Genomic DNA, 26,325 nt, shown 5'->3' with positions numbered 1-26,325 from the left:
GCTGCATGAACGCTCCAACTTCGTACATTCGTCTGCCTTCCGCCCTCTCCGACGCCCCGCTGGTCGTTCTCCCGCCTTCACTCGATGATGATGAATTCGCCGCCCATCAGGTTGAATTCATCCAGCGCGTGTTTGGTTATTGCGAGTTCCTGCGTGCTCATTCCCGTGAAACGCCAGTCTCCGATGCGTTTCTGGCAGCCTTCGTCAATCTGTTTGAAGCCATGAACACAAACGCGCCCGAGGACGCGCGCCGCTGCGCTGTGCAACTGCAGGAGATCTTGCGTGTTGTGTTTCCTGGACTTGACTCGGACGCGCGGCCGCCCATTGAATTGCCCCAACTGCGAGACGTCGGATCCGCAAGTACAGAAGGCGCCTTGTGATAGCCAGGTGTGGTGTTGACGTGCGCCTTACATGGGCTGTGAACCCGGTTCTCGGTGTGTCCTTGCCCAGCGCATGGGGGCCGCCGTGAGTGCCTTTGAAAGCCATCTCGATCTACGCGCTGATTGTAGCGTGGTCGTGGCGTAAGCAACTCGACGGTAAGCGCCTCGCATAGTTTGCGATTGCCTGCATTCGTCCGTCAGTGGGCCGGTGTCAAGAGAGCAGCCAGTATTTGTTGCCGTGTCGCAATCGCAGCGGTTGATCGCGCTAGGTTCTTCAATCGCTGCTGCGACAGACCGTGCCACACACTCATGAGGATCAAGCGAATAACAAGCTACGTCGGCCGTCGCCTTGGCGGCCATGCCGACCGAAGAACTTGGTGCTGCAATGCGTCCGTGTGTTGTGATTGCGCAATTTGGGCAAACACAGGGTCCGCCTGCGCGCGACCTGCGACTTTCCCACGGGGACATTGCATACGGTGGCCGGCGTGGCCTAGCCGTTGAAACAAATGAGTGTTCGGGCAAGACGGGTGGAGGGAGCGTATCGGGACCAGGAAAAGGCCTACGATATTTTAGCGAGAACCAATACCCGATGACCGGCGCTGCGGTGCAGCTCGAAGTTGCCATGGCCAGCGTGCTGGGCTTATGGGACGAACAGGTCACAATCACGGTTAACTCTGTCGAGCAGAGGGAGAATGACCTGAACTTCGGCGTTTACGAGCGGCTGCTTTCGCAGAAGCTCCGCAGTTTGATCGGACGCTCGTTTACAGATCTGCACCCTGCGACTCCACATCGGCGTATCCGCTGCGTGGCGGCCGCCTATAGATCGCGGACGCCGACGTCACCGGGCGCCTGGAACCCAACGCTGCAGTAGCATGCGAGACGGCCAATTTGCCCCTTTTGCGCGGGAAGACTATGAGCATGTCAGGCGCTTGAACGCGATAACGGATATCGAAGGCTGATGTATGATCGGCCCGCAAAAACTCCGAACCGTCCTACGGTCGGCCTATCGCATCAAAGCGCCGGCACACAGGGTGGTTCCGTTTGCTTTATCGCTTGGAACTTAGCCATGCCCAGTGGAAATTCCCCGTTTGAGCCCGGCCAAATAGATCTGCAGCGATTCCAGATTCTGGTCGCTGCCATCAGTGACTACGCGATTTATATGCTTGACGTCGGCGGACACGTCGTCAGTTGGAATGCTGGCGCAGAACGGTTCAAAGGCTACCTCGAATCGGAAATCGTCGGCGAGCATTTCTCGCGCTTTCATACACCGGAGGATCAAGCTGCAGGTGTTCCGGCGCTCGCATTAAGAACCGCAGAGATGCACGGCAGGTTTGAAACAGAGGGCTGGCGCGTTCGCAAAGACGGATCCCAATTTTGGGCAAACGTCGTTGTCGACGCTATTCGAGATAAAGAGGGCGTCCTGATCGGATTTGCGAAGATCACCCGAGACATCACAGAGCGCAAGGCTGCCGAGGAAGCCTTGCGCCAAAGCGAGCAGCAGTTTCGCATGCTGGTGCAAGGGGTAACGGACTATGCGATTTATATGCTCGATGCTTCAGGTCGCGTCACGAACTGGAATTCGGGTGCGCAGCGAATCAAGGGGTACTCAAAGGATGAGATCGTCGGAACGCATTTTTCGCGTTTTTATACCGAGGAAGATCGAGCGAAGGGGCTTCCTGAGAAGGCCTTATTAACGGCGGCGAGCGAAGGGCGGTTTGAGTCCGAAGGATGGCGCGTAAGAAAAGACGGGACAAGATTTTTTGCTCACGTCGTCATCGACCCGATCCGCGATGCCGCGGGCGAGTTCTTCGGCTATGCCAAAATCACTAGAGACATCACAGAGAAGCAAAACACGGCTGCCGCATTGAAACGCACCGAGCAGGCCCTGCAACAGTCGCAGAAAATGGAAACGATAGGCAAGCTGACTGGCGGCGTCGCGCACGATTTCAATAATCTACTGCAGATCATTTCCGGAAACTTACAGTTACTGGGTGCTGATCTGGCTGGCAACGAGCGCGCCCAGCGACGATTGGACAATGCCTTAGCGGGTGTTGCCCGTGGAGCGAAGCTTGCCAGTTATCTCCTGGCGTTCGGCCGACGTCAGGCACTGGACCCGAAGGTAGTAAATATCGGCCGGTTTGTCGTCGCCATGGAAGACATGCTGCGACGTAGCCTGGGCGAGACTATTGAAGTCGAGACAGCGGTATCAGGCGGCTTATGGAACACTCTGGTCGACACTGCTCAGGTTGAAAATGCGCTTTTGAATCTCTCGATCAACGCGCGAGATGCGATGAATGGCGTGGGGAAACTGACTATCGAAGTTGGCAATGCCTTCCTTGATGACGTCTATGCGCGCGCTCATGCGGAAGTCAGCGCCGGTCAGTATGTGATGCTTGCCGTAACGGACACCGGCACCGGCATGACACCCGAGGTATTGTCGCAGGCGTTCGAGCCTTTTTTCTCGACCAAGCCTGAAGGCAAAGGGACCGGACTCGGCCTATCAATGGTCTATGGTTTCGTGAAGCAATCAGGCGGCCACATTAAGATTTATAGTGAACTGGGACACGGAACTATCGTCAAGCTCTATTTACCGCGCTCATTGGACGCCGAAGATGTCGCCCCACTGCAAAACACGCAGGTGATCGTCGGCGGTACAGAAACGATTCTCGTCGCAGAGGACGATGACCAGGTATGCGAAACGGTGGTGGAAATGCTGCGTGGACTTGGCTATCAAGTACTGAAAGCGAAAGACGCGGCGGGCGCGCTCACGATCCTCGAAAGCGGGATTAAGATCGATTTGCTTTTCACCGACGTGGTGATGCCGGGATTACTGCGCAGCCCGGACCTGGCGCGCAAGGCGCGAGTGCGATTGCCGAACATCGCGGTATTGTTCACTTCAGGCTATACCCAAAACGCCATCGTCCATGGCGGTCGCCTTGACGCTGGAGTCGAGCTATTGAGTAAGCCCTATACGCGTGAAGATCTCGCGCGCAAGGTCCGGCATGTGATTACTAATCAAAAACAGCGTCAGGAAAGTATCGGACGAAGCACGCTTCACCCGTCGTCGATCACGCAACTGCAAAGCGAGCAGAAGTTGAAAATCCTGCTCGTGGAAGACGACGATCTGATTCGTGCGAGCACTGTTGAGCTTATTGAAGACTTGGGTCATTTTGTGACTCAGGCGTCCACTGCGGCGCACGCCATTGCGTCGCTCAAGCAAGACCATGTCGACGTCCTGATCGCCGACATCGGGCTACCCGATATGTCGGGGGCAACGTTAGCCCGCATAGCACGGGATATTCGACCGTCTATCGCCATTGTCTTTGCAACCGGGCAGAATGCACCTTCGGGCATTGCCAATGCAATCGTGCTCCGTAAGCCCTATAACATCGTGACAATTACGAATGCGTTACGCGATTTGGGAATAAGATGATCGCGCCCCGACACGTTTGTTCAGTCAATGTCGTCGCCTTCGCCCGAGGCGTTCGCATATGCCGGGGCCGAATGCTCATCCCGTTTTTGAGCGTCGTTGTTTGATTGGCCGTGAACTATGGGCGCCTTGCCGAGGTAATAGGCTACCTAACACCTGCGCGATCTCGGGCGCACTGCCCACAAAATTGATCGGTCCGTCGAAATCAATTGCATTTTGCTGCATGCCTCTCGGTTTGTCTTTTGGATCGAGGACCATGGTCAAACCACCCGCGTCGTGAATTGCCGCGAGCCCACGAGCGCCGTCGTCCAACGATCCGGATAGAACGATACCCACCGTTCGCTCTCCGATATGTTCGGCCATTGACTGAAACAGCGCATCAACAGTTCGATTTCTTAGTCTGTTATTCGAACCATCGATCAGAAACGCTGACCTGTCTTCGAGCAGAGTTAAAGGACGGTCAGGCATTCCGATGTAGCAAGCGTCGGCCAAGAGGACCTGCCCTTCGCGGGCGATTTCCACCTTGATTCTTGGACAGGAAGTCGCCAGAACAGCTCTAAGACTGCTTCGTTCTTCACTCGACCGGTGAAGTACAACCAGCAACACAGCATGCATGCCTTTCGGCCACACGTTGAGCAGCTCAATGATGTCGGAAAGACCTTCGCTACCCGATGCGCCAAGAGCGACGCAGTAAGGATGGTTCTCAGCGTTCATATGCGTTCCTCCCTGAGGTCGCGCAAGGGTTTCAGAATATTCTGACATACAGGCCCTTAGATCACAATGCGAGAGGGCGACCGTGCAACCACGACAGGTTCGCAATCAGGGATTGAAGATTACGACCGCTGCGTGCTCGCAGAACCGTGCTTAACAGAGCCGCCGTCTTTTCAAACTAGAGGGTTGCCGAGATCATTTTCACGGCGCAAATCTGTTCTCGTAAGTGCAATTGGCTCCGCATGTTCCCTTCGCAACGAGCCACCGGTCTATCGCACTGCTGGAAGTGAGGAGTATGTTGATATCGCGAGGGCGGCGAATTGCAGGAGCGCCCGGCGGGAACCGGTGTCAACGATTCTTAGATCTGTTTCGGAGCAGGCGCGGTGCATAGCGCCAGAAGTCTCGCCCTGAATATGTTCGCGGCACTTCGTCCATTGCAAGAGCGGGTGAAAAGCTTGAGCCAAGCGGCCACGTTGGCATCAGATTACGTGCCGGTGCCGTATCCCTGACTTCAGGCCTCACTAGAATCGGTGGCGATGGTAACGGAGTTCGGACCGTCTCTCACGATCGCCGCGATCTTGCTTTCGATAGGTCAAATGCAGTTGGCACTTGCAAGCGCAAAGCGGTACGAATGCACAGATTTGATAAGAACGTGGATCACCAGCAAACCGAATGCCGTTGTAAGGTCAATTACGCTTTGGTCGGTTAGAAACCTTTCACATGACGGAAACCCTTGAGACACAACGACTCGTCGACGGACAAACTGAGCACCGCGTCCGACACGTGCACCCCTACCTATGCGGCAGGCAATCCAATCACACGTGCGTTTGGTCGTTTCGCAAGTGCGGTAACACGCTGGGTCGGATCGCCCATTGCTTTTGCTCTTGCTGCCACATCCGTAGTGGTGTGGGGTATCACTGGCCCTATCTACATCGAGCGCAACGCCGGTACGCTGGTGAACTATGGAACGCGCTATCACAAGGGTCTACCGATCAGCAGTAGCATTGCCGAGTCCGCGGTGAACCTGGTGGTCAGCCATCGCATGGCGAAGAAGCAACAAATGCGATGGACGGACGAGGGAGCGCACTGTCTGGCACAGGTCAGAGTTGCTGTTCTCAACGAAGAATTCTCGGTTGAGAAACTTGCCGTGTTGACCAAGACTTCTGCAGCTGAAAACTCGCCGAGTGCACGCCGCGCGGCATGAATTGACCTCCCACGGTTTGGTTCACTCTCGTCTACGGGAAGGGCAGTGAGCGGCCTTGAAGAGTCGCTCGCGTGCCGGTTTAATGCGACATTCAGATGTCGGCTCCGCTCTGCTACCGGTCATCCGATTGAGAAAGACCTGCATCCCATCATCAGCCGAAGCCATGGTTCAAGTACCTCATTCGACAGCTCGGTCGCGTCGCGATAAGGGTCTTTCCCCATGGCGCAGACTGGGAATCTGCCGTTAAAGGCACTAGGAGCGCCTCCCGGCGCACGCATTTCGCCAAGCCGGCTTTTGGGGCCTCGAACAATGATCGTTCGCATTGCGTATTCGTCGTCGGCCTGACGTGTGATCGACCTAGCGCCATGGTCGATTGTCGATTTTAGCGCGGCGTTTGGGGTCATGATGACTACGCCTTCTCAGCATTTTCCCAGCGCCAAACCGGCGGTTGGCGATACTACGGGCGTGTCTTCCAACGCCTTCGAACACACCCTGCTGCGTGCGCTTGCCGAGAACGTACCGCATCGCATCTATGCGAAGGACATGCAGGGCCAGTTCATCTTCGCCAACGGGGCGGTCGCCCGGGGCATGGGCGTGTCCGACCCCGCGGAGCTGCTCGGAAAGACAGATTTCGACTTCTATTCACTCGAGCTGGCGAGCGAGTACAACCGACAGGAACAGGATGTCTTAAGGCACGGGCGCTCGCTCCTCAATCTGGAAGAGCATGCCAAATACCTGCTGCTTGAAGAGGAAGCCTGGCTGATCACGACCAAGGTAGCGGTGCGCGACGACGCCGGCCGGATCGTCGGGCTGGTGGGCATAAACTACGAGGTCACCGTGCAGAAGGCCGCCGAACTGGCGCTGCAGGCCGCTCACGCGCAGGCGGCGGAGGCGGCTATCCGGCTGCAGGCCACCGTCGCACGACTGGATCTCGAAGTGAAAGAGCGGCAACGCTTCGAACAGGAGCTGCGCCACCAGGCGATGCACGACCCTCTCACTGGTCTGCCAAACCGGGCGCTGTTGATGGACCGGATTGAACAAGCGATCGAACTCGCGCGACGCCGCGATCACTCGCTCACGCTGCTGTTCCTCGATCTAGACCGGTTCAAGCTCGTCAACGACAGCCTGGGCCACTCCGCCGGCGACGAGTTGCTGCGCGTCGTGACACGACGCATCGGCCGCTTGGTGAACGCGGGCGACACGTTCGCCCGCCTTGGCGGCGACGAGTTTGTCTTGCTGCTGACCAATCCCACGCCTGCTGACGTGCTCGCAGACTTGACCAATCACCTCTCCCAAGTCGTGGCCGAGCCGGTGCTCGTCGCCGATCGAGAGGTGTCCGTCACGTGCAGCCTGGGCTACAGCGTCTATCCGCAGGACGGCGAGGATGCGACCACGTTGCTCAAGCGTGCCGACGCCGCGATGTACGGCGCCAAAGAAGGCGGCGGAAATCGGGTGCGGCGCTACACGCCCGACCTCCAGTCGCACGCCGGCGAGCGAATGGAGGTCGAGACCCAGTTGAAGCAGGCACTGCAACGCGGCGAGTTCGTGCTGCACTACCAGCCGCAGATCGAGATCGCCAGCGGACGCATCGTCGGCGTAGAGGCACTGGTGCGTTGGCAGCATCCGGTGCGCGGATTAGTGCCTCCAATGGAATTCATCCCGCTCGCCGAAGAGTCCGGGCTGATTGAGCCGATCGGCGAATGGGTGCTGAGCACCGCTTGCGCCCAGGCTGCAGCGTGGCTGCAGAGCGGACTGCCGGCTCTGCGCATGGGTATCAACGTCTCGGCGCGCCAGTTCCACAATCCCGCGCTGGAATCGGTGGTTGCGCAGGTGCTTGCCGAGCACGGGCTGGCCCCCGAGCAGTTGGAACTAGAGATCACCGAGAGCCTGTCGATGAAGGACCCGGAAGAAAGCATCCGCATCCTGGCTAGCTTCAAGGCACTTGGCGTCGGTATCGCGATTGACGACTTCGGCACCGGCTACTCCAACCTCGCCTACCTGCGCCGATTCCCCGTGCGTCGCATCAAGCTGGATCGCTCGTTCGTCAGCGAGCTCGGTTCGCAATCGAGCAGCCACGCCATCGTCGAGGCGATCGTCGCGATGGCCCACAAACTCGAACTGCAGGTCATCGCCGAGGGAGTTGAGACCGCCGAGCAGCGCGACCAATTGCTGCGCTACGGCTGCGACGAGCTGCAGGGCTACTGGTTTTCGCGGCCAGTCGATGACCGCCACCTTCGGGGCTCTGCTGCAAAAGCAATGTGGATTTGGACGTGGTTCATACATTGGCGCCCCCGTTTGCCAAGCGCTCACTGGGTGACGATTCGAAGGCGTCGAGTGTCGATTGTAGTCATACATCCGGACTCGCTGTCAGGCGCATGCCATGCGGTCCCAGGTGGATTTCTTGATCAACGGAGAGTTCTTTGCGCGCCAGCGAGGGAGCCGAAATAACGTTTCGACATGGTTTGATGTAGATCAATAAAAGTGACGGGATGCGGGTAAAGGTCTAGTATTTCTTAAGATATCCTTATTTATTTTCAATTGTTAACTTCAGCTACTTTTTCATCTGCCGTAAAAGTAGGTACGTATATAACGATAAACAGATGCGTGTGCCCGGCGTCGCATGAACGTGAAGTTACGTCAGCGTGCGCGCTTTCGGTGAATATCAACCTAAGGGGAAGTTTTGGCTATGATGGGTGCGATAAACAAAATCAAACCTCAAGGCCCCCATGCCCGTTTTGGCCGGGACACAAGCGGTACAAGTTCGGTCTTTGATGAGGAGAAGAGGCTGTTAAAGTCGTACAGCGCTGCATACATGTCCCTTGATATCTTGTCGCAAGATCTTGCGGAGTTATGCGTCATCTCGACAGCAACGGCTCAGCATGTTCACGCCATAGGTCTGCAACCTCTCGCCACATTTGGCGCAATAAATGCCATGGCGCCGCGCCTAAGCTTCACTCTGGGTACCCTCGACGACGCGACTAGGCTCGCCGAAACTCAGCTACTTGAACTAGAGCGGTGTGTTGATCAGGCCAGTCGTAGCGTCAATCGGTTGATTGACACCCCTCTGATGTGAAATCTCCGACTCTCGCGCTACGTCGCGAATGTTTTGCCCGTCCTCCATTTGCTTTACTGCCAGCGTTCCGAACTGCGTCGTTTACTCCTGCTTAGGTATCTTCAACATCGCTGTCCTTCCTTTTCGTCGAGTTTACACACGACTTCATCGAAGACGAAAATGGGGGAAACCTCCCTGTCATCAGGCCGGCGTGAAAAAATGGCGGCCTCGGCCGGCAACAAAGTACTGTGCCAACGCCATTTTTGATCTAGATCAAAAAACTGCTGCTTTTTCACTTGCGGGCGACGCTATTTCGCAAAAGGCTCTGCGATAACGTTTTTTTGGGCCGATATTACGTTTGTAAAGATATGGCGTTTGCAATAAAACTTATACGCAGATTTATCAACTGGTGACCTATGTCAAACTTTTCACTTACAAACGTCGCACCTCGGTCGGCGCTACTCGACGTTGCCCGAACCGGCGATCTTGTTATGTATGGAACGCTGCTCGTGTCTTGCGCGGCTTCGCTCGGCGTTGGCCGATATTTTGGAGATATCGGCCTTGCTGGCGTGTGCGCCGCGTTGATCCTTGCTATCGGTAGCACCGCATTTTTTGTGGCGCGTGGGTCAGCCGTGTCTCAAGCAGCGCTGACCGCTTGCAATGTCGCGGCGATCATTCTGCATATCCAACTGGCCTTCGGCGCATCAGAGCTTCACTTCGGCATCTTCGTACTCCTGGGATTACTCCTCGTATATCGCGATTGGCGGCCGATCGTGTTGGGTGCGGGTCTCTTTGCTGTGCACCATGTTGTCTTTGATCGCATGCAGGCAGCTGGCTTCGACGTGTTTTGCACGACCCACGCTGACCTTCCCAAAACACTGGTGCATGCGATCTACGTGGTAGCGCAAACGGGAGTGGAAATTTATCTTGCTAGAGAACTTAAGCGATCGGCCGTGGAAGGTTCTGAGTTGTCGGATATCGTCAATTGCATCGATCGGAAGGGAAAGTTGTGTCTCGATGTCAGAAGCGTTCTCGTCAGCACCCGAACATCCGCGTTGCTTAAAGAAGCAATCGAAAAAATCGCAGCGGCCGTTGCCGAGGTAGGAACGTCGGTGGCTTCCATTGAAACCGCCTCGGCGGAGATCGCGGCGGGCAACCTGGATTTGAGTCAACGGACCGAGGAACAGGCAAGCAACCTGCAAGAGACTTCTGCATCGATGGAGCAACTGACCGGATCTGTTAAAAACACCGCGGAGTCCGCTAAGCATGCCAACGAGCTTGCGCGCTCCGCTTCAGCGTCAGCGACCGACGGCGGTCTCGCTGTCGGAAAGGTTGTGTCCACGATGAATCACATCTCCGACTCATCCAAGGAGATCGCCGACATCACCGGTGTGATCGATGCAATAGCCTTCCAGACCAACATCCTTGCGCTGAATGCTGCGGTGGAAGCTGCTCGGGCGGGTGAGCATGGTCGTGGATTCGCAGTTGTAGCCGCCGAGGTTCGGTTTCTTGCACAGCGCTCTGCTACTGCCGCAAAGGAGATCAAGACGCTCATTGGCGAGAGCGTAAGCAGGGTCGAAGTGGGTAAAAGCCTGGCCAATGCGGCTGGCAACGGTATCGATAGCATCGTCAACGAGGCGCGGCAGGTCAGTCTTCTAGTAGACGAAATATCCAACAGCACCAGTCAACAGACGATTGGCATTCAGCAAGTCGGCGACGCGATCGTACAACTCGACACGGTGACCCAGCAGAACGCTGCACTCGTGGAAGAGAGCGCCGCGGCGTCGGAAAGCCTGGCACAACAGGCATTGCGTCTCAGTTCGATCGTCGATCGGTTCGTGCTGCCTGGATGGGTTGCGCTCGCTGCACGCTGAATCACAAATAAACTGAATGGTGAAGCGCACGAAACGAATTCGGCTAGTCGCGCAAATCGGAGGAGCCCGTAGGTTAAGCCAGGACTCTGCCCACCACAACTACGCAATGAGCGCGCCGATCGCTATCGATCGGCTGTCTTGGCGGTTCCGAGCATGCTCGCATGGACTGTTCAACCAAGACGCGCCAATCGCCGGTCGTTAATACTGATATGAAAACAACTTACGATCTATGGCTTGTCGCGCTGTCCATTTGTGTGGCCACGCTCGCGTCATATACGTTCATCGATATTTCTCGGCGCCTGTCGACGCTTTGCAGCAGGCGCCAGAAGCACGTTTGGTTCGCTGCCGGCGCTGTCGCCATGGGTATCGGCATATGGTCCATGCATTTCATCGGAATGATCGCATTCTCGCTACCGATTCAGGTCGGATACGATTGGCGGATCACTGGTTTTTCGTTGGCGCTCGCAATTTCAGTGGCGTATTTTGCCTTGCGCGTGATCGCCGGCGAACAATTGTCGGCTAAACGAATCGGCGTTGCTGGAGCGGTGATGGGACTAGGCATTGCCGCTATGCATTTCTCCGGTATGGCAGCCATGCGAGTGACGCCCGGTATCGATTACAACTCACTCCTTGTGATCGCGGCCGTCCTCATTGCAATCGGCGCGTCGATCGCGGCTATTTGCCTTGCGCGCAACCTGTCCTATAGCACCGGTGTTGTAAGCATCGCCAAACGTATTGGCGCCGCTTTGTTGATGGGCGTGGCCATTTCAGGAATGCACTATATGGGCATGGCCGCTGCCGTGTTCCCGATTGGGTCAATATGCGCTGCCGCGTCTAGCCTGAACGCATCCTGGCTTCCGGAAGCCGTGATTTTGTTCACCATCGTCATTTTAATCATCACGCTCGTACTTCTGAAATTTGATGCAAATGCGGCTTTGCTCGCCGGTTCGGTCTCACGTCTGAGTGATCAAGTTATTCGCATGGCTGCGTACGACGCACTAACGGATCTGCCCAACCGCCGTACGCTCACGGAAAGAATGGAGCTAGCCATCGCGATTGCGCGGGTCTCAAAAAAACCATTCGCAATCCTATTTTTGGACCTCGACGGCTTTAAAACGATTAACGACTCCCTTGGACATTCCGTTGGGGATCAACTGCTCAAAGCCTTCTCGAGACGCCTTCTGCAATGTGTTCGGACCAATGACACGGTCGCGCGACTTGGTGGCGACGAATTTGTTGTGTTGCTTGCAGACATTGCGGGATCGGACGACGCAGAAAGGGTCGCCACCAGCATGTTGGATCGCATGCGCCGGGGCGGCTGGTCAGACGGGCAAATCCTTCAGGCCACCCCCAGCGTCGGGATATGCCTGTACCCGCGCGATGGTGCCACCGTAGATGAATTGTTAAAAAATGCCGATGCCGCAATGTATGAGGCGAAACGAGGCGGCCGAGGAACTTATCGTTTCTTCGAAACAACGATGAGCGCTGCTGCGGCGCGGACACTTCAGATCCAACATGCACTGCATGACGCACTCGAACGCGGTTACCTCTCCTTGCACTTTCAGCCCAAATTTAACGGTGGCAACGACCAAATGGCCGGTGCCGAGGCCTTGCTGCGCTTCGACCATCCGGACATAGGTACGCTACAGCCGATGGAGTTCATACCGATTGCGGAACGCTCGGGTCAGATCGTCCAGATCGGTGCCTGGGTAGTACTCGAAGCGTGCCGACAGCTTAATAGGTGGAAGCTAGAGGGATTACGCCCGGTCAAACTAGCGATCAATCTGTCGGCCGTACAGTTGAACCAGTCCGACATTGTCGAGCGATTGGTGAGCATCGTTACGGACCAAAAGATAGCCCCAGGCCAGCTAATGTTCGAGATCACGGAGTCAATCGCTATGCAGGATGCGCTGCACTCTGTAGAGACGATTAAGAAATTTCAAGAAAACGGCTTCGATATCGCCATCGACGATTTCGGCACCGGCTACTCAAGCCTTGCTTATTTGCAACGCTTCCGCGTAAAGCAACTTAAGATCGACCGATTTTTTACCCGAGGATTGGACGAACACGGCGAAGAAGGAGCGGCAATCGTCTCGGCCATCATCGCACTCGCACACGCTCTGCGAATGGAAGTGGTCGCCGAAGGCGTCGAAACGGCTTCGCAGCTACAGCAGCTGAAGGTTATGAGGTGCGACGAGATACAGGGATTTCATACCGGCAGGCCCCTGAACGCACAAGATTTCGGCAAACTGCTTGGTGGCGCGAACAGCGAGACGCTCGTCCCTGTCACCTGAGGAGCGTTATTCTTAAAATGTCGATCTCATAAGAGGGCGATGACAAAATGAGTGTTTGCAACTGTCGCCAGCAAATGATGCAGCGGGCCAGCTCCAGCAAAGCTTCGTGAATGAAAGCCAGGCGCTCAGAGCGGATATATATAGTCGACGAAATGAAATGAACGTCCCCCATCTTAAGCCGGCGGGGGATAGACGTAAGTTCGGTGGACCTAAGGCCGAGAAGAAGACATCATGATTCGCCATCGATCACTTTCCGGGGTGCACGGCAGGTTCGATTCCTGGTACCAGACAACTGGTCCGCCGAGTAAGTGCTCGCCGTCGTCGAACTCATCAACGACCTTCGCGAGCGGATCTGCATTTACTACGAGTTCGCATTGCACGAGCTACAGCGCGAACAACACGCGCCTCTCATGAACGCCCACCTGGCCGATGTCGACGATCCATTCTGAGCACGAACAGGCCGACAACCACGGCTAGCAACACCGGCCCTTGGTCCCTTCGTTTCTAATCAAACCAACGCCGCCGTTAGTGTCGGATTTGCACCGCCGCTAACAGCCATGTCAACATCATGCAAATCAGCCAATCATTTCGCCGTGAAAGTGAAGCATATCGGCGAGAGGGCAGTTGCGCATATGACATGAGATGCGATGGACCTTCGGCGATAGCCTGATCAATGAATTTTTTCGAGGATGTACTATCCGAGTCAATATCCTGCGTACCAACGCGGAATGTCCGTTCCAGCCAACGCCTAGAGCAAAACGCGAATCGCGCACGTGATGAAAATTTATCGAGAAAGCACATGATCGCGGAGATTCGGCTGGGCCGTGTTTCGCCGAACGCGATATTTGCAGCTGTGGTTCTTGCGGATGATTGGTCCAATGTAGCGACCGGCACGCCAGGATCGCGCACCCCGACCCAAGAAAAAATCATCGACAATGCGGACGCAGACAGTAGCTCAACCAATAGATTACCTGCGCCACAGCATACCGGCCGTCCAGCCAGACGATCCGCGATAGTTGACGACAGCGGACAGTTGCTTCTACTTTAGTCGGACCTGCAAAATTCAGTTTGCGTGACGAGCGGAGCCGACGGCGCAGTTTATCGGCGAGGCGAAACTGGCTCGTCGAAAGCGGTCGCGATGCGGGAGTAATGGATGCGACGCGACATTGACGAGCCAATGCAGCGACGCGAGGATAAAAAATATGGGCCTCAGGCCTAGGCGGACGATTGCGCGCAGTAACCAGCGCAAGTTATAGCCAGCAGCACACAGCACCGCGTGTAGCGCATCGCCGGTTTGCCCCTTGAGCCAGCAACGTCGCATGCCGTGGTCGTGTTTCACATGGCCGATGATCGGTTCGATCGCCTGCCGTCGCTTGAGACAGCGCCGCTGTGTGCGAGTCAGCGTCTTGTGTTTTCCTCTATGAATCAGGTGTACTGATGATACCTCAGCATCGACACCGCGAAACCCGAGATCGACCAAGACGGTCTTCGGCTGCGGTGCGCCAGGCACGTCCTGCAGCAGAATGGAACTCTGTTCGAGTTGTTCGGCCAGCGTGTGGCCATCGTAAGGGTTGCCGGGGAATGCCCGCGCACCGATGATCAACCCTTGCTTCTCCGTAATTGCGAGACTGACCTTGACACCGAACTCGTAGGGCTGCCGGGCTTTGCCCTTGCCGATGCATTCGACTTCCGGGGCGTGTAGCGCGTAGAGCTTGCCCTTATCCTTGGGCCGCTGTCGGCAGATGCGCCAAGCTCTCTCAAGCCAGACGCGCAACTGGGCCTGTCGTTTACGCGTGGCGCCCGTCAACTTACGCTCGATGTCGCGCAGCAACCGTCCCAGCACGGTGCGCTGGCGTTTGAGCACCCGTCGCAGGCGCTTGAACTGTTTGGCGTGCGCATAGCCACCAGCTCGACGACGCAGGCTTTTGCCTTCGCGTTCGTACGTCTGCTTCAGTGTCAGCCCGGCGCGTTGCGCCAACTGCACGAGTCGGGCCCGTGCCACCTCAAGCAGGCGGCTGTCGGTCGGATAGGCGATCGCCTTCTCCTGGACCGTGGTGTCGACAATCACGCGCTCGAATTCGAGCGGTGTAACCGCCTTCATCTGCACCGCGGCCGCGATCGTCGTCGCCAGCAACTCTTCGACGCCCGCTTCGCCCAACGCTTGACGAAACCGTACCAGGTTGGTCGGGTCGCACGGCAGACGCGGCTGGAAATAGTCCTCGCCGCAGAAGTACTGGAAATACACGCTCTCGGCCCACCGCTCGCAGACCGAGTCGTCGCTTTCGTTGTATGTGTGTTTCAGATACAGCAGACCCACCATCAACCGGACGGACAGGCGCGGGCGCCCTGTAGCGCTGACACCCGCACCCGCGAGCTTCGGCGTCACGCCGAACAGATCAATCTCTGCGCTCACCCGGCCTTCGCGAGCACGCCGCTCGAACATCGGCGTCAACGTCGCTTCGATCGACGACCATGGCATCCGGTTAGCCAGTACGGCGAGCGGGTGACGCAAATCGATCATCGCGTCCAGGCGGCTGCGGAAGAAATCGGGCGTGCTCATCGGCAGTTCTCAACTCCCAGAAGATATGCCAATTCAATATTGATTCTGGTGTTTTGCAACCCCTTGCTCACGCCCATTCCCGCACCACCTCTGGCCTCACGTCATTCTGCAAGGCCGACTACTTTAACCGAGATGTAAAGCCTTTTGGGTTGGGTAGCCAGAGGTTCACTTCGTCGTCTTATGGATAGTCCTTCAGCTCGGACCATCATCAGGAAAAGTTGGGAGCTAAGCAGCCGTCCGCCTGACACCGCAGCGTTAGCTCGCGTGTATGCGCTCGTTGGCCAGAGCGCATTCCAGGAGCGTGGATCAGTGCGCGCTGGGCTTACGAAGTGTCTCGATTGGAAAGATATACGTTGCGGTCCTCCACGGCTGCAAGCCAAGCGGGTGCCGGGCCGCGTCCGCTCCATGTCTTGCCAGTGACGGGGTCCAGATATTTCGGTGGCTGTGAACCGGTAGATTCATCTTTCTTGGTCGCCACGGCTTTCTTCGCTGCTTTCTTCGACGAGACGGTCACGTCCAAAGATTCCGGTGCTTGGGCAGCCTTGGCAACTTCGCGCGTCTTCGCGGGCGTACCGAAATTCGACGGCTCTGCACCTTCGACAAGAAAACGGTTTTTGTTTCGCGCATTGGCAAGCCATGCGGGCGCGGAGCCTCGGCCGCTCCACGACTTTCCAGTCTTCCGATCCAGATACTTGGCAGGTAACGTACTTTTTGCCGCCGCCTTTTCTACCTTTGACTTCTTCACGGATGCGCTGGACGGTTTCTTGGCCGAGCTTTCAGGTGTGGTGGCGACGTCTGCGCTACCTGCTGTTTCGATTGGGGTGGCCGCGCCATCAACCAGAAACTTGTTTTTACTTCTCGTCGTTGCGAGCCATGCCGGTGCACGACCGCGTCCGGTCCATGACTTCCCTGTTTTGGGATCAAAGTACTTAACGGGGAACGGTCCCTTGCGCAGATCCTTCGTCGGAGATGCACTCGCTGTTTTCACGATTGCACGTTTAGATGCAGCTACCTCGCGCTTTTCTTTAGCTTTTGCCTCAATATCTTCAGTGGTGAGCCCGTGTTCCAGCATCAGTGCGCGGATGTTGTCGAGCGCAATCTGGGACTTCTGCGCGATGAGTTTTTCAGCCTGACTCTGCAATATTGCGAGTTTTTCCTGGATTTGTTCAAGTGTACGCATGTGGGCTCCCTTTGTTAGACATCCTCGCAATATGCCAGTTAGCAGCGCTCTAGGAAAGTAGTCGAGCAAAGTAGTTGTGTATCGCTGTTGAAAATCTGGGCCGTTTTCTTAACAAGTTGCTCACGTCGTGTAATTAATCGCAATAATTTCCCAGGAGGGAGAGGGCGCCATCACAAGTCGAGCAAAAGACGACGTTGGTGAATGAGACCGTAGTCGTGTACTCGCAGCTCATAACGGTTCCGCGAGATGTGACTTCACCCTGTGTTGTTTTAGAAGTATCGACAACGAGAAGTGAGGTGTACTGTCAACAGCGGACACTCTTTTCTTAAGCCGCCTGTTGTTGTTTGCTGAACGCTTCAGCAAACAACGCGGGCGGAACATAACCTAGGCGCGAGTGGCGCCGTTGGCGGTTGTAAAAGCTTTCGATGTACTCCTGAATTGCCGCCTTCGCATCGGCACGCGTGGCGTAGCGATGGTGATGTATCAGTTCGTTTTTTAGACTGCCCCAGAAGCTTTCCATCGGTGCGTTGTCAAAGCAATTCCCCTTACGCGACATTGAGGCCTGCATGCCGAATTGTTCAACCAGCTTCCGATAGTCATGAGCACAGTATTGACTTCCACGGTCCGAATGATGAATCAAGCCTTTCTCGGGGCGTTTGTTGCGCACAGCACGCCACAGGGCCTGCGCCGTAAGTCCTTGTGTCATGCGCTCACCCATGGCGTATCCAACCAACTCACAGGTGAAGACGTCCTTAATGCCGGCGACGTAGAGCCACCCCTCGTCGGTGGCACAATAGGTGATGTCCGTCACCCAGGCTTCGTTTGGCCGCGTTGGCGAGAACGTCTGGTTCAGCAGATTGTCGGCGACAGGCAAGTTGTGATTCGAATTCGTCGTGGCTTTGAATTTGCGCTTCTGCTTACAGCGCAGATTCAGCTCTCGGCGCAGGCGGGCGATGCGGTCGCGCCCGGCTATAAAGCCTTGTGCCTCAAGCTCAGGCTGCACGCGTCGCGTGCCATAGGTCTCGCGGCTCTGCTTGTGCACGGCCTTGATGGCGACTTTCAGGCGTTCATCAACCTGCGCACGTGGAGACAGCTTACCTTTTGACCAGGCATAGAAGCCGCTGCGCGAAACCTTAAAGGCACGGCACAGGACAGCAATTGGATAATCGAGTCGCATCGTATTCATGACGCTGCCGCTTTTTTTACGATATCTCGCTCCATCCTGGTCTCCGCCAGTTCCCTGCGTAGTCTGGCTACCTCGGCTTCTAATTCGGGAACCGTGCGACTGCCTGGCGCCGTCACGGCGCCATTGCCAAGCTTGGCTGCTTTGACCCAAGTGGCCAAAGTCCCCATCGGAATGGCAATTCGCTTCGCCGCTTCATCTAGCGTCAGGCCCTGTGCAAGCACAAGCTTTACAGCTTCTTCGCGAAGCTCTGGTGTGTATGTTCTTGGTTTCGTCATGTGTGCTCCCATTGATAAAGTTTATCAAAAAGGAGTGTCCTAAAAAGTCAGGCTACCTCAAAGATCACCTCGAGAATTAGAAAACCATCCTAAATTAGGGTCTCAAACGTTGCGCCTTCTACTTGAGGTTGTTACTCTGCGCATACCCGAGCATTTGTACCTTTGCGAAAGACAACGGTTATTGACCTCGCAAAGGCAAGCGTCTTGGGCAACTCAAACTATTTAGAGGAACTCATGGCAACTGCTACGAAGAAAGCACCTGCTGCAAAAAAGGCTACTGCGTCTGCGAAGAAGGCTCTTACATCCGTCCCGAAAAAAGCAACCGTAAGCGCGAAGAAGGCCGTATCGCCGGCGACGAAAGCTGCAAACGCTACGCCATTGAAGCCGATCAAGGAATCGTTCACGAAGGCATCGCTGAGCTTGCACTTGGCTGAGCGCGCCGGGGTCGAGCCCAAAGCTGCGAAAGCGCTGATGGCTGCACTCGAAGAGACAGTTTTGGCGTCCGTTCACAAGAAGGGTGCAAAAGAGTTCACGCTTCCTGGTTTGCTGAAGGTCGTGGCTCAAGATGTACCGGCAAAGAAGAAGCGTTTTGGCAAGGATCCGTTTTCGGGCGAAGACAAGTGGTTCGCAGCAAAACCGGCATCCGTACGTCTCAAGGTCCGGCCTTTGAAAAAACTGAAGGATGCTGCACTGTAAGAGCTGCCGCAGTTGCAACAAAACATAGACCGGCTTGACGTGGCCTGCCGTGGGTCAGAATTAGCGGCAGGCATCCTATGCAACTACACTGCGGTAACAAAATGAAGATGCTCGCAAAACGGTGGCGTCACTTGCGAATAGCGCGAAGTGCGTTTGCATAGGCCGGAGCAACCTTGCAGTGGCGTTCGAACGGATTCAGGCAAACCGGTGATGATCCGCTTCGGACCAGTTCAGGCGCCGCACTGGCCTCTTCAACGAACATGATCTTTCGACGCATGCTAATGGTGTCGGACGAGTCAATGATGGTTGTCGCATCCGTATTTTAAAGGAGGCGAGGAAAATGTCGGAAGCAAGTTGGTTCAATCAGTTGCATTTCGAATGGCAAGCCTTGAAAAGACACGATGCAGCGTTGGACATCGAAAAATTCTATCGGTATGTCATGTCGGCCCATAAATCGGGATTTGCGTCATTTGAGGCGATCGCGACCACCGCCAATGCGCTACTGTTGTCAAGCATTTCCGGCGCACCCTTTCGGACGCAAGCTGTTTGAGCAGGTGGGCGTCAACAAGCATCCGACGCTGCGCGTCGCATACGCGCTTTCACTGTTCGTGGGTACCGGGGGGCGATGCGGATCCGGAATCGGAAAATCGCATATTGGCCGATGTGTTGAAGGACGACAACGCACAGGATGCATTGAAAGGTCTTGCTGCGGCCGCTTTGGGCGATAGCGCGCGTCTCGGTCGTGGTATGGAGGCCGATCCGGAGCAAGCCAAGGTGCAATACGAGATTGCTTTTAAATACGGTAATCTCGACGCCGCTCGGACCCTTGGGCTGTACTGGGACAACCATTGGAATGCCGCCGCTGCGGGCGACAAGCTACCCAATCCCGCACGGGCGGCCAGCTGGTATAAACGCTGTCAATCAAAACTCGGGGGCGCATAGCGAGTGCAAGGTATCAAGTGGTCGACCATGATGAGACGCGGATGCGTCGTGACGATCAGTGTGCTTCGCAAATGACGACTGGAAATCTTGCCGATATCAGTCGCGAGCCCTCTTTTGGCCCGCGAGTATGTGTGAACTGCGATTGCTTAACCAAGGCATTCGGAGGAGGATCCTGATGGTCGCACCGGTTACGTTTATACGATCTCTTGTGTCGCTAAAATGTTAGGTGAGCCTGAGGCTTGGCTGGAAGAGATCGCACTGATGAATCTTGATCCCGAAGATGGGTGTCTCGGCGTAATTGACAATCTAGCTTCTGGTCCTAATGAAGTGATCGCCGTAACGGCATTCACCAACGCCGGCATTGAAGCTCTTAAGGACGCGATTGCTGACGCGAAGCGAAAGCCAACTCACTCTGCCTCCTCCTGACGTGCGGCGACACGCTGCACTTTGCACGAGCACTCTATTGATCCGACGTACGCTAGAACGATGCCCCTCTCGATGGTACAAACGAGATGAGTTCATTCAAAGAGAATGAACCCGAAATCTCCGATCGGACTATGCTGCTGCGAGGCTGACGAAGCACAGGTTCAGAAGTCCAACGGTGTCGGTATGACCAAATATGCCCGTGCAACGGAACGTTCTCTGCGACGATCAGACTCGGAGTTTCCAACACGATGGTCTGGGTCGCCTCGACGAAGCACCTGCCATCCGTCATATCGGGTGAGAAAAAGAACTGCATTTTCTGAGACCAATGCCCGATTTACGTCGAGATGGTCCTTGTTTTGGCGAGTGCCGTTCGCTACTCCGCAGGCGGTCCTCGGCATCACTACGCACCGTTCGGCGCAGTCATTGGGACAGCGCAGGGGACACCGCCAACCGTGCTGCCGCGCTCCGAGGAAAGGTGTTGGAGCTCACGTTATTGTGCGCAGGTCCCAAGTAGCGAATTCGCGAGATTATTTTAGGACTTTGACACGCTTTGAGGGGTTGACTTGTTGCAAGATATCGGAGGGCAAGCGCAATATGTCGGCCGCAAATCCTTGGACAACTGAGCCCACTCCTGCCTGCCGACTGGAAACTCAGCAAGGTTAGGTTTGCCCATCGCACTTCTGATTGCGACAATAAATAAAGCGAAAATGGGGGTGCCTCACTCAATCGGACTTTTCTAACGACCTTGCTGACATGTTCGAGCAGTTGCCGGGAGGACGCATCACGTTCGTGATCGCATTGATGGCGATGTTCATAGTGCTCGGCAGCTTTCTCGAAGGCATTCCTGTGGTCGTGCTGTTCGGCCGGCTGCTGTTTCCCATTTCGGAAGCGGTCGGCGTGCATCCGGTGCACTACGCGATGATCGCCGTGCTCTATGGGGATAGGTCTATCGCGCCCCCTTCGGCGTGGGTTACTACACCGCTTGCGCAATCAACCGAATCAATCCTGAGGAGGGAATGCGCCCGATAATTGCGCATATGTTGGCGCTGGCCGTGGGTCTCGTGCTGGTCGCCGCTATGCCGTGGATATCCACGGGGTTCCAGTAAGCAGCTAGTCACCAATGCGATGCCAACGACTTGCGCGCGTTCAAGCTTGCCCCGCAGAAAACATGAAGGCTGTGACGGCTGTCTCGGTGAGACTACCCAGCTTTTGCAGCCTTCAACTCCATTCACGAGCAATCTGCGCACGACCTGCTACATCAACTCTTGCTTAAAACGTTTCCCAGCTAGCACCAGTCGCGAGACTGATTGGCGAGGCAAGCCGCACGTTCTTGCGAGCAGGCGCAACACGGAGCTTTTTATCCTGATTTATAGGTGATGCAACCGGCCGGGCGCTGGTCTTAACCACGTCAACTGCGTTGGTCTTGAACAGCGACACTGTCGCTCGCAGCTGCTCAGCCTGATCCTCGAGCGAGCTGGCGGCCGCCGCTGCCTCTTCCACCAGCGCCGCGTTTTGCTGCGTAACTTCATCCATTTGCGTGATGGCCTGATTCACCTGCTCGATCCCCCGGCTTTGTTCCTGCGAGGCCGATGCGATCTCACCCATGATGTCAGTCACGCGCTGAATCGCAGTGCCGAGTTTGTCCATGTTGTCACCCGCACGCGCGACCAGCGCTGTACCCGCCTGTACGCGATCACCGGATGTTTCAATCAACCCTTTTATCTCCTTAGCCGCCGTCGACGAACGCTGAGCGAGACTGCGTACTTCCGATGCCACTACCGCAAAGCCGCGGCCCTGTTCCCCTGCGCGTGCAGCTTCCACCGCGGCATTCAAGGCAAGGATGTTCGTTTGGAAGGCGATCCCTTCGATGATGCCAATGATGTCTGCGATCTTGCCCGAACTCTCATCAATGCCTGCCATGGTTTCGACGACCTGACGCACCACTTCGCTACCTTGCTGAGCGACGTTGCGAGCATTCTCAGCAAGGCCGCTTGCTTGCTTAGCGTTGTCTGAGTTTTGCTTGACCGTCGATGTGAGTTCTTCCATGCTCGCGGCCGTCTCCTCCAATGACGCAGCCTGTTCTTCCGTGCGTGCTGACAGGTCCGTGTTGCCTGCGGCGATTTGTTTGGTCGCGCTCGCAATGGATTCGCTGCTCGTGCGCACGTTGCTTACCGTCATTGCCAGCTTATCCTTCATGGCCGCCACGCCGCTTAACAGCTGGCCCATTTCATCGTTCGAACGGATCACAATTGTGCGCGTCAAGTCACCATCAGCAATGTGCCGGAAATGACCGAGGGCGTCAGCGAGCGGACGCATGATTGCACGGCGCAGGTAGAACCACCCCGCGAACGCCGCTGCGATCCCTACAAGTAGTACGAAGCCGCCAATTATCTGTTGAGTGTGATACGTGCTGGAGTCGATAATATTTTGCGCATCGGCGTCGCTGATCTGGAAAGCTTTGAGCTTGCTCGACGCATCGGACATCACGTTGTAGGCGTCCGGTAACGTTTCCATGGCGAGCTTGCGCGTGGCTACCTGTTCACCGCTTGCGGTGGCGCCGCCAAACGACTCGACGGCCTTACGCAAGGCACTACGGGCTTGCTTGGCGTCTTCGGCCAGTTTGTCTTCTGCTGCACCGCGTGGCAAAGCATCGTAGCGTTTAAACCAGACATCAGATTCGTCGATGAATTTTCGCGCACGGTCTTGGAGGCTAGCAGTATCGGGCCCGGTCGGGTCAAGCGCGATCCTGTCGAGGACGAAGCGGCTACGTGCGACCAGGATCTCGGCGTTGCCGAGCGCATTCACAGAGGGAAGGCTATTGCGGCTGATATCTTCGGCAGACGAATTAATAGTACTCATCCCGTACAAGCCGAAGCCGGTCGTCACCGCGAGGAGGATTCCCAGAAATGCCATTGTTGCGGCGAGCCGCGTTCTTATCGAAATGCTCATCGTCTTGTCAGCCTCGTTAGTTTAAATATTTGCTGCCTTGGTACGCAGCCTTTCTTATTCCTTAATATCGGCTGACAAAATCAAAACTAAAGCATTGTCTTATTGGATTGCGCTAAGTTGTACGGAAGATCCAGCGCACGGCGCCCCTTCGATGATGCGGCGAATGGGAGACCATTGCCAGTTGAGGAAATACGTCTCAACGTAATGAAATCCGAACACGCCAACCCGCCAGAATGAGACCTACATTCCCTTTCCAAATTTTGACCGATAGGAACGCCGATTCGATTTTGGGCCGACTTGAATCGAGCGCCGCATCGTACAGTGCCCGCGTCGATGCGGTTACATGCGAAGGCAGATAAACACGAATGTAACCGCCCGGTATCGTTGGTTGTCTTGGTCCTCCCCAGTTCCGAAATCAAGAAGCGCCAAACTGGCAGCTAGTGGCCATTACCGATATTGCGGCTTTAGGACACTGAGCGACCCACAAGAGCGTCTTTAGGTGCGCCAAGCAGCGCGGAAATTTTGGTAGCTTCTAGCGGCCGTGCAAACAGAAATCCCTGGCCTTTTTCGCAAGACCATTTCCGCAACAGTTCTGCCTGCTGTGGTGTTTCGATGCCTTCGGCCGTCACGGTAAGCCCGAGCGATTTCGCGAGTGAGATAATCGCCTGGACGATCGCGTCGTCTTCTGTGTTCTGTCCGATACCACGTACAAATGACCGGTCGATTTTCAACACGTCAAGCGGCAGCATCTTGAGATAACTGAGTGATGAATAGCCGGTACCGAAATCATCGATTGCCAACCGAATGCCGAGATTTTTGAGCTTCTGCAGCGTGCGGATACTCGATTCGGTGTCGCGCATGATGACGCCCTCAGTGACTTCGAGTCGCAAGCTGGTCGGTGAAAGCCCCGCTTGCTCCAGGGCGCGCTGTACATCAGTGAGCAGGTCGGCGTGTTCAAACTGCCGAGGCGAGAGGTTCACGCTAACTTGCAGCGGAGGCTTCGAGGGGTACAGTAACTGCCATGCAGCAGCGTGGCGACAAGCCTCCTCGAGAACCCAAAGGCCCAGCCGGATGATGATCCCGGTTTCTTCTGCGATTGGAATGAAGTCAAGTGGAGCAATCAAGCCGCGGGTCGGATGTTGCCAACGCACAAGTGCTTCGACTTCGATGCACGCTTCGGATTCCAGCTGCACGATGGGTTGATAGTGCACCCGCAATTCTTGCCTTTCCAAGGCGACGCGCAGATCGGCCTCAAGCTCGAAACGCGACACGATGTCCGTGTGCATGTCGGCGTCAAAAATCGCGTAGCGACCTTTGCCGCCCGACTTTGCGCGGTACATCGCGACGTCGGCATTGCGTAAAAGAGAGGCTCCGTCCGTTGATTTCGTTGCGGTATCGGCAAGTGCTATACCGAGACTCCCAGAAACCACATACTCCTTACCGTCCAAAAGAAAGGGCTTGCAAAACTCCTTGATGATTCTTTGCGCAACCAGAGTCACCTCAGCCGTTGGTTCGCTCGTTAGGTGATCCAGAAGGATGACAAACTCGTCGCCTCCGAGGCGGGCAACAGTGTCCAAAGGGCGCACGTACGTAGCCAGGCGTTTTGCTACAGCGACTAGAAGTGCGTCACCCGTTTGATGGCCGAGACTGTCATTGACCCGTTTGAAATTATCGATGTCAAAGAACACCAGGCCGACGGTGCCGTTGCGTCGACTGGCGCGAGCCAACGCCTGCTCGATGCGATCCAGCAATAGCGCCCGGTTGGGTAGTGACGTGAGTGAGTCGTAGAAAGCCTGCGTTGTGAGTTGCTGCTCGAAAAGCTTGCGCTCAGTCACATCGTGCACGTTCACAACGATGCCACCGACGTCGGAGTCCTGCAACAAATTCGTCAAGGTGAACTCGCCGTTTCGCCACCCGTCCTGATTGTCGCGGCTGCGCAACTCCAACGTATTTGCTACGCCTGGCGTGGCCGCAACCTGTTGCCATACCTCATGAAGGGCGGCTTCGTCATCGGGGTGAATCCAGAGAGAAAACCTGTCGTCGGGCGAATGCTCATGGCTGAAGGCCCACGGGGTCTCCGCCGTAGGAGCCCGATAGAGGATGGTGCCGGATGTATCGCAAATCAGAATCACGTCTGCGGCATGGCGCACCAGAGACTTAAACCGTTGTTCGCTGCGCCGGGTTGCGGACACTCCGGCAAGCACAGTTTCCGCCCGCGAGTGCCGAAGGACGCTCGCGAAGAAACCCGCGAGCACGAGCCCGATCGCGAAGATAACCGGAGTCGCGATCAGGACCAGTTGCTGGGTATCGGCAAGCCGGTTCAACTGTCGAATCGCCTCCAGCCGATGCCGGACTGCATTAGCGGAAACATCGTGTTCTATGGCATCAAATAGCGGATCGGCTTCGCCGACGTCTATCGCGTTCACGCGTACGGTGTCGTTCACGTCAACCGCAGCGAACATCCTGCCGACAGCCGCCAAGTACGCGGTGTGGTTAGCAAGGACACCGTCAATCGTCGTGACGTTTTTACCTCGCTCGAGCGCGCGCGCTTTGCTGAGCCACGAAACCAGATCGGCGGCGGCTTGGGCGTGCTTGTCCCTAATCTGTTGTCCCGGTTCGAGACGGTATTTACGTTCAAGCGACTCTTCAGCTCCGACGCTATACCGCGCCTGCTCGTACGCATCGCTGGCTTCATTGGCCTGTTTTGATGCAAGTCCTGCGTGGTAATTTTCCAGAGCACCCCAGAACACCAGGGCCGGCATTAAGGCGAGCGCTACCACAAGCCCGGTGGCGGCAAGCCTGCCGCTGGACGATGATGGAGCGAGAAGCGCCAAAGCGCGCGTTAATCTCTTTAAAAGGACCATGAGGTAACCAGGTGGGAGCTAGGGCTTGCTCGGAGATAAGCCTTAAGGGCGGGAGATTGGTTCTGCATCAATCTTCAGTTGTTTACGGCAGTATTACGACACACCTTGAATTGCGTTGCTATGCAATCTTGAATAACTGCCCTGCTAGATCGCCCGTCCTCGGATGGGAGATCGATTTATTCAATAACGGCAGTATTTACCCGACGCATCGCATAGGGAAAGCACTCCGAATAAGGCTTTCATTTCTCTAACCATCAGACTAGAGTCACATCAAGGGGTTACCGATAACGTTTGCGCGAGTG

General features: G+C 55.9%; 18 protein-coding genes and 1 pseudogene. 13 read left to right on the top strand and 6 right to left on the bottom strand.

Annotation, left to right across the window (positions count from 1 at the left end):
• The first annotated feature begins 5 nt into the window (after nucleotides 1-5).
• The 3 genes from ACMX25_RS35975 to ACMX25_RS35965 all read left to right on the top strand — a co-directional run bounded on the left by ACMX25_RS35975 (nucleotide 6) and on the right by ACMX25_RS35965 (nucleotide 3,813).
• Complete coding sequence (locus tag ACMX25_RS35975; RefSeq protein ID WP_414954640.1) at nucleotides 6-380, top strand: hypothetical protein; 375 nt, start codon at nucleotides 6-8, stop codon at nucleotides 378-380.
• Between the two features lie 589 nt (nucleotides 381-969).
• Nucleotides 970-1,251 carry a hypothetical protein gene (locus ACMX25_RS35970; protein ID WP_414954639.1) on the top strand — a complete coding sequence of 94 codons (282 nt, stop codon included), beginning with the start codon at nucleotides 970-972 and terminating at the stop codon, nucleotides 1,249-1,251.
• A gap of 195 nt (nucleotides 1,252-1,446) precedes the next feature.
• Nucleotides 1,447-3,813, top strand: a complete 2,367-nt coding sequence (locus ACMX25_RS35965; protein ID WP_414954638.1) for a hybrid sensor histidine kinase/response regulator — start codon at nucleotides 1,447-1,449, stop codon at nucleotides 3,811-3,813.
• Between the two features lie 75 nt (nucleotides 3,814-3,888).
• Here ACMX25_RS35965 and ACMX25_RS35960 read toward each other — a convergent pair whose 3' ends face one another.
• Nucleotides 3,889-4,524: a chemotaxis protein CheB gene (locus tag ACMX25_RS35960; RefSeq protein ID WP_414954637.1), complete on the bottom strand. Its 636-nt coding sequence runs from the start codon at nucleotides 4,522-4,524 to the stop codon at nucleotides 3,889-3,891.
• Nucleotides 4,525-5,254: 730 nt separating this feature from the next.
• Between ACMX25_RS35960 and ACMX25_RS35955 the strand changes: the two genes are divergently transcribed.
• The 5 genes from ACMX25_RS35955 (at nucleotide 5,255) to ACMX25_RS35935 (ending at nucleotide 13,394) form a co-directional block, all read left to right on the top strand.
• Nucleotides 5,255-5,725, top strand: a complete 471-nt coding sequence (locus tag ACMX25_RS35955) for a low affinity iron permease family protein (RefSeq protein WP_414954636.1) — start codon at nucleotides 5,255-5,257, stop codon at nucleotides 5,723-5,725.
• Between the two features lie 402 nt (nucleotides 5,726-6,127).
• Nucleotides 6,128-8,173 (top strand): sensor domain-containing protein, encoded by a 2,046-nt coding sequence (locus tag ACMX25_RS35950; RefSeq protein ID WP_414954635.1) that lies wholly within the window; start codon nucleotides 6,128-6,130, stop codon nucleotides 8,171-8,173.
• A gap of 1,185 nt (nucleotides 8,174-9,358) precedes the next feature.
• A complete protein-coding gene (locus ACMX25_RS35945) occupies nucleotides 9,359-10,651 on the top strand; it encodes a methyl-accepting chemotaxis protein (RefSeq protein ID WP_414954634.1) in 1,293 nt (430 codons plus the stop codon).
• Nucleotides 10,652-10,860: 209 nt separating this feature from the next.
• Nucleotides 10,861-12,945, top strand: coding sequence for a putative bifunctional diguanylate cyclase/phosphodiesterase (locus ACMX25_RS35940; RefSeq protein WP_414954647.1), 2,085 nt, complete (start codon nucleotides 10,861-10,863; stop codon nucleotides 12,943-12,945).
• Nucleotides 12,946-13,253: 308 nt separating this feature from the next.
• On the top strand, nucleotides 13,254-13,394 hold the full coding sequence (locus ACMX25_RS35935; RefSeq protein WP_414954633.1) for a hypothetical protein: 141 nt from the start codon (nucleotides 13,254-13,256) through the stop codon (nucleotides 13,392-13,394).
• Between the two features lie 614 nt (nucleotides 13,395-14,008).
• Here ACMX25_RS35935 and ACMX25_RS35930 read toward each other — a convergent pair.
• From ACMX25_RS35930 to ACMX25_RS35920, 3 genes are all read right to left on the bottom strand, one after another.
• Nucleotides 14,009-15,505: an IS5 family transposase gene (locus ACMX25_RS35930; RefSeq protein WP_414954632.1), complete on the bottom strand. Its 1,497-nt coding sequence runs from the start codon at nucleotides 15,503-15,505 to the stop codon at nucleotides 14,009-14,011.
• Between the two features lie 322 nt (nucleotides 15,506-15,827).
• Nucleotides 15,828-16,685: an H-NS family nucleoid-associated regulatory protein gene (locus ACMX25_RS35925; RefSeq protein ID WP_414954631.1), complete on the bottom strand. Its 858-nt coding sequence runs from the start codon at nucleotides 16,683-16,685 to the stop codon at nucleotides 15,828-15,830.
• A gap of 325 nt (nucleotides 16,686-17,010) precedes the next feature.
• Nucleotides 17,011-18,146, bottom strand: a protein-coding gene (locus tag ACMX25_RS35920) for an IS3 family transposase (RefSeq protein ID WP_414954630.1) whose coding sequence is annotated in 2 segments (ribosomal slippage) — nucleotides 17,011-17,891 and nucleotides 17,891-18,146 — 1,137 coding nt in all. Because the reading frame shifts where the segments join, the coding sequence is not laid out codon by codon here.
• Between the two features lie 234 nt (nucleotides 18,147-18,380).
• Between ACMX25_RS35920 and ACMX25_RS35915 the strand changes: the two genes are divergently transcribed.
• The 5 genes and pseudogenes from ACMX25_RS35915 to ACMX25_RS35895 all read left to right on the top strand — a co-directional run.
• Nucleotides 18,381-18,842: an HU family DNA-binding protein gene (locus tag ACMX25_RS35915; protein WP_414954629.1), complete on the top strand. Its 462-nt coding sequence runs from the start codon at nucleotides 18,381-18,383 to the stop codon at nucleotides 18,840-18,842.
• A 340-nt stretch (nucleotides 18,843-19,182) separates the two neighbouring features.
• Nucleotides 19,183-19,392: a hypothetical protein gene (locus ACMX25_RS35910; protein WP_414954628.1), complete on the top strand. Its 210-nt coding sequence runs from the start codon at nucleotides 19,183-19,185 to the stop codon at nucleotides 19,390-19,392.
• Between the two features lie 104 nt (nucleotides 19,393-19,496).
• On the top strand, nucleotides 19,497-19,784 hold the full coding sequence (locus ACMX25_RS35905; protein WP_414954627.1) for a hypothetical protein: 288 nt from the start codon (nucleotides 19,497-19,499) through the stop codon (nucleotides 19,782-19,784).
• A gap of 261 nt (nucleotides 19,785-20,045) precedes the next feature.
• Nucleotides 20,046-20,210 carry a hypothetical protein gene (locus tag ACMX25_RS35900; RefSeq protein WP_414954626.1) on the top strand — a complete coding sequence of 55 codons (165 nt, stop codon included), beginning with the start codon at nucleotides 20,046-20,048 and terminating at the stop codon, nucleotides 20,208-20,210.
• A 717-nt stretch (nucleotides 20,211-20,927) separates the two neighbouring features.
• Nucleotides 20,928-21,316 (top strand): annotated as a pseudogene (locus ACMX25_RS35895) (TRAP transporter large permease subunit); the annotation flags it as partial.
• A 163-nt stretch (nucleotides 21,317-21,479) separates the two neighbouring features.
• Here ACMX25_RS35895 and ACMX25_RS35890 read toward each other — a convergent pair.
• Together ACMX25_RS35890 and ACMX25_RS35885 are read right to left on the bottom strand one after the other, a co-directional pair.
• Nucleotides 21,480-23,159, bottom strand: a complete 1,680-nt coding sequence (locus tag ACMX25_RS35890; RefSeq protein WP_414954625.1) for a methyl-accepting chemotaxis protein — start codon at nucleotides 23,157-23,159, stop codon at nucleotides 21,480-21,482.
• A 464-nt stretch (nucleotides 23,160-23,623) separates the two neighbouring features.
• Entirely contained in the window at nucleotides 23,624-26,023 is a 2,400-nt protein-coding gene (locus ACMX25_RS35885; RefSeq protein WP_414954624.1) for a putative bifunctional diguanylate cyclase/phosphodiesterase, read from the bottom strand.
• Nucleotides 26,024-26,325: the final 302 nt, after the last annotated feature.

It is taken from the genome of Caballeronia eucalypticola (assembly GCF_047608185.1).
Classification (GTDB): domain Bacteria; phylum Pseudomonadota; class Gammaproteobacteria; order Burkholderiales; family Burkholderiaceae; genus Caballeronia.
This window is presented reverse-complemented; position numbering and strand designations above follow the sequence as displayed.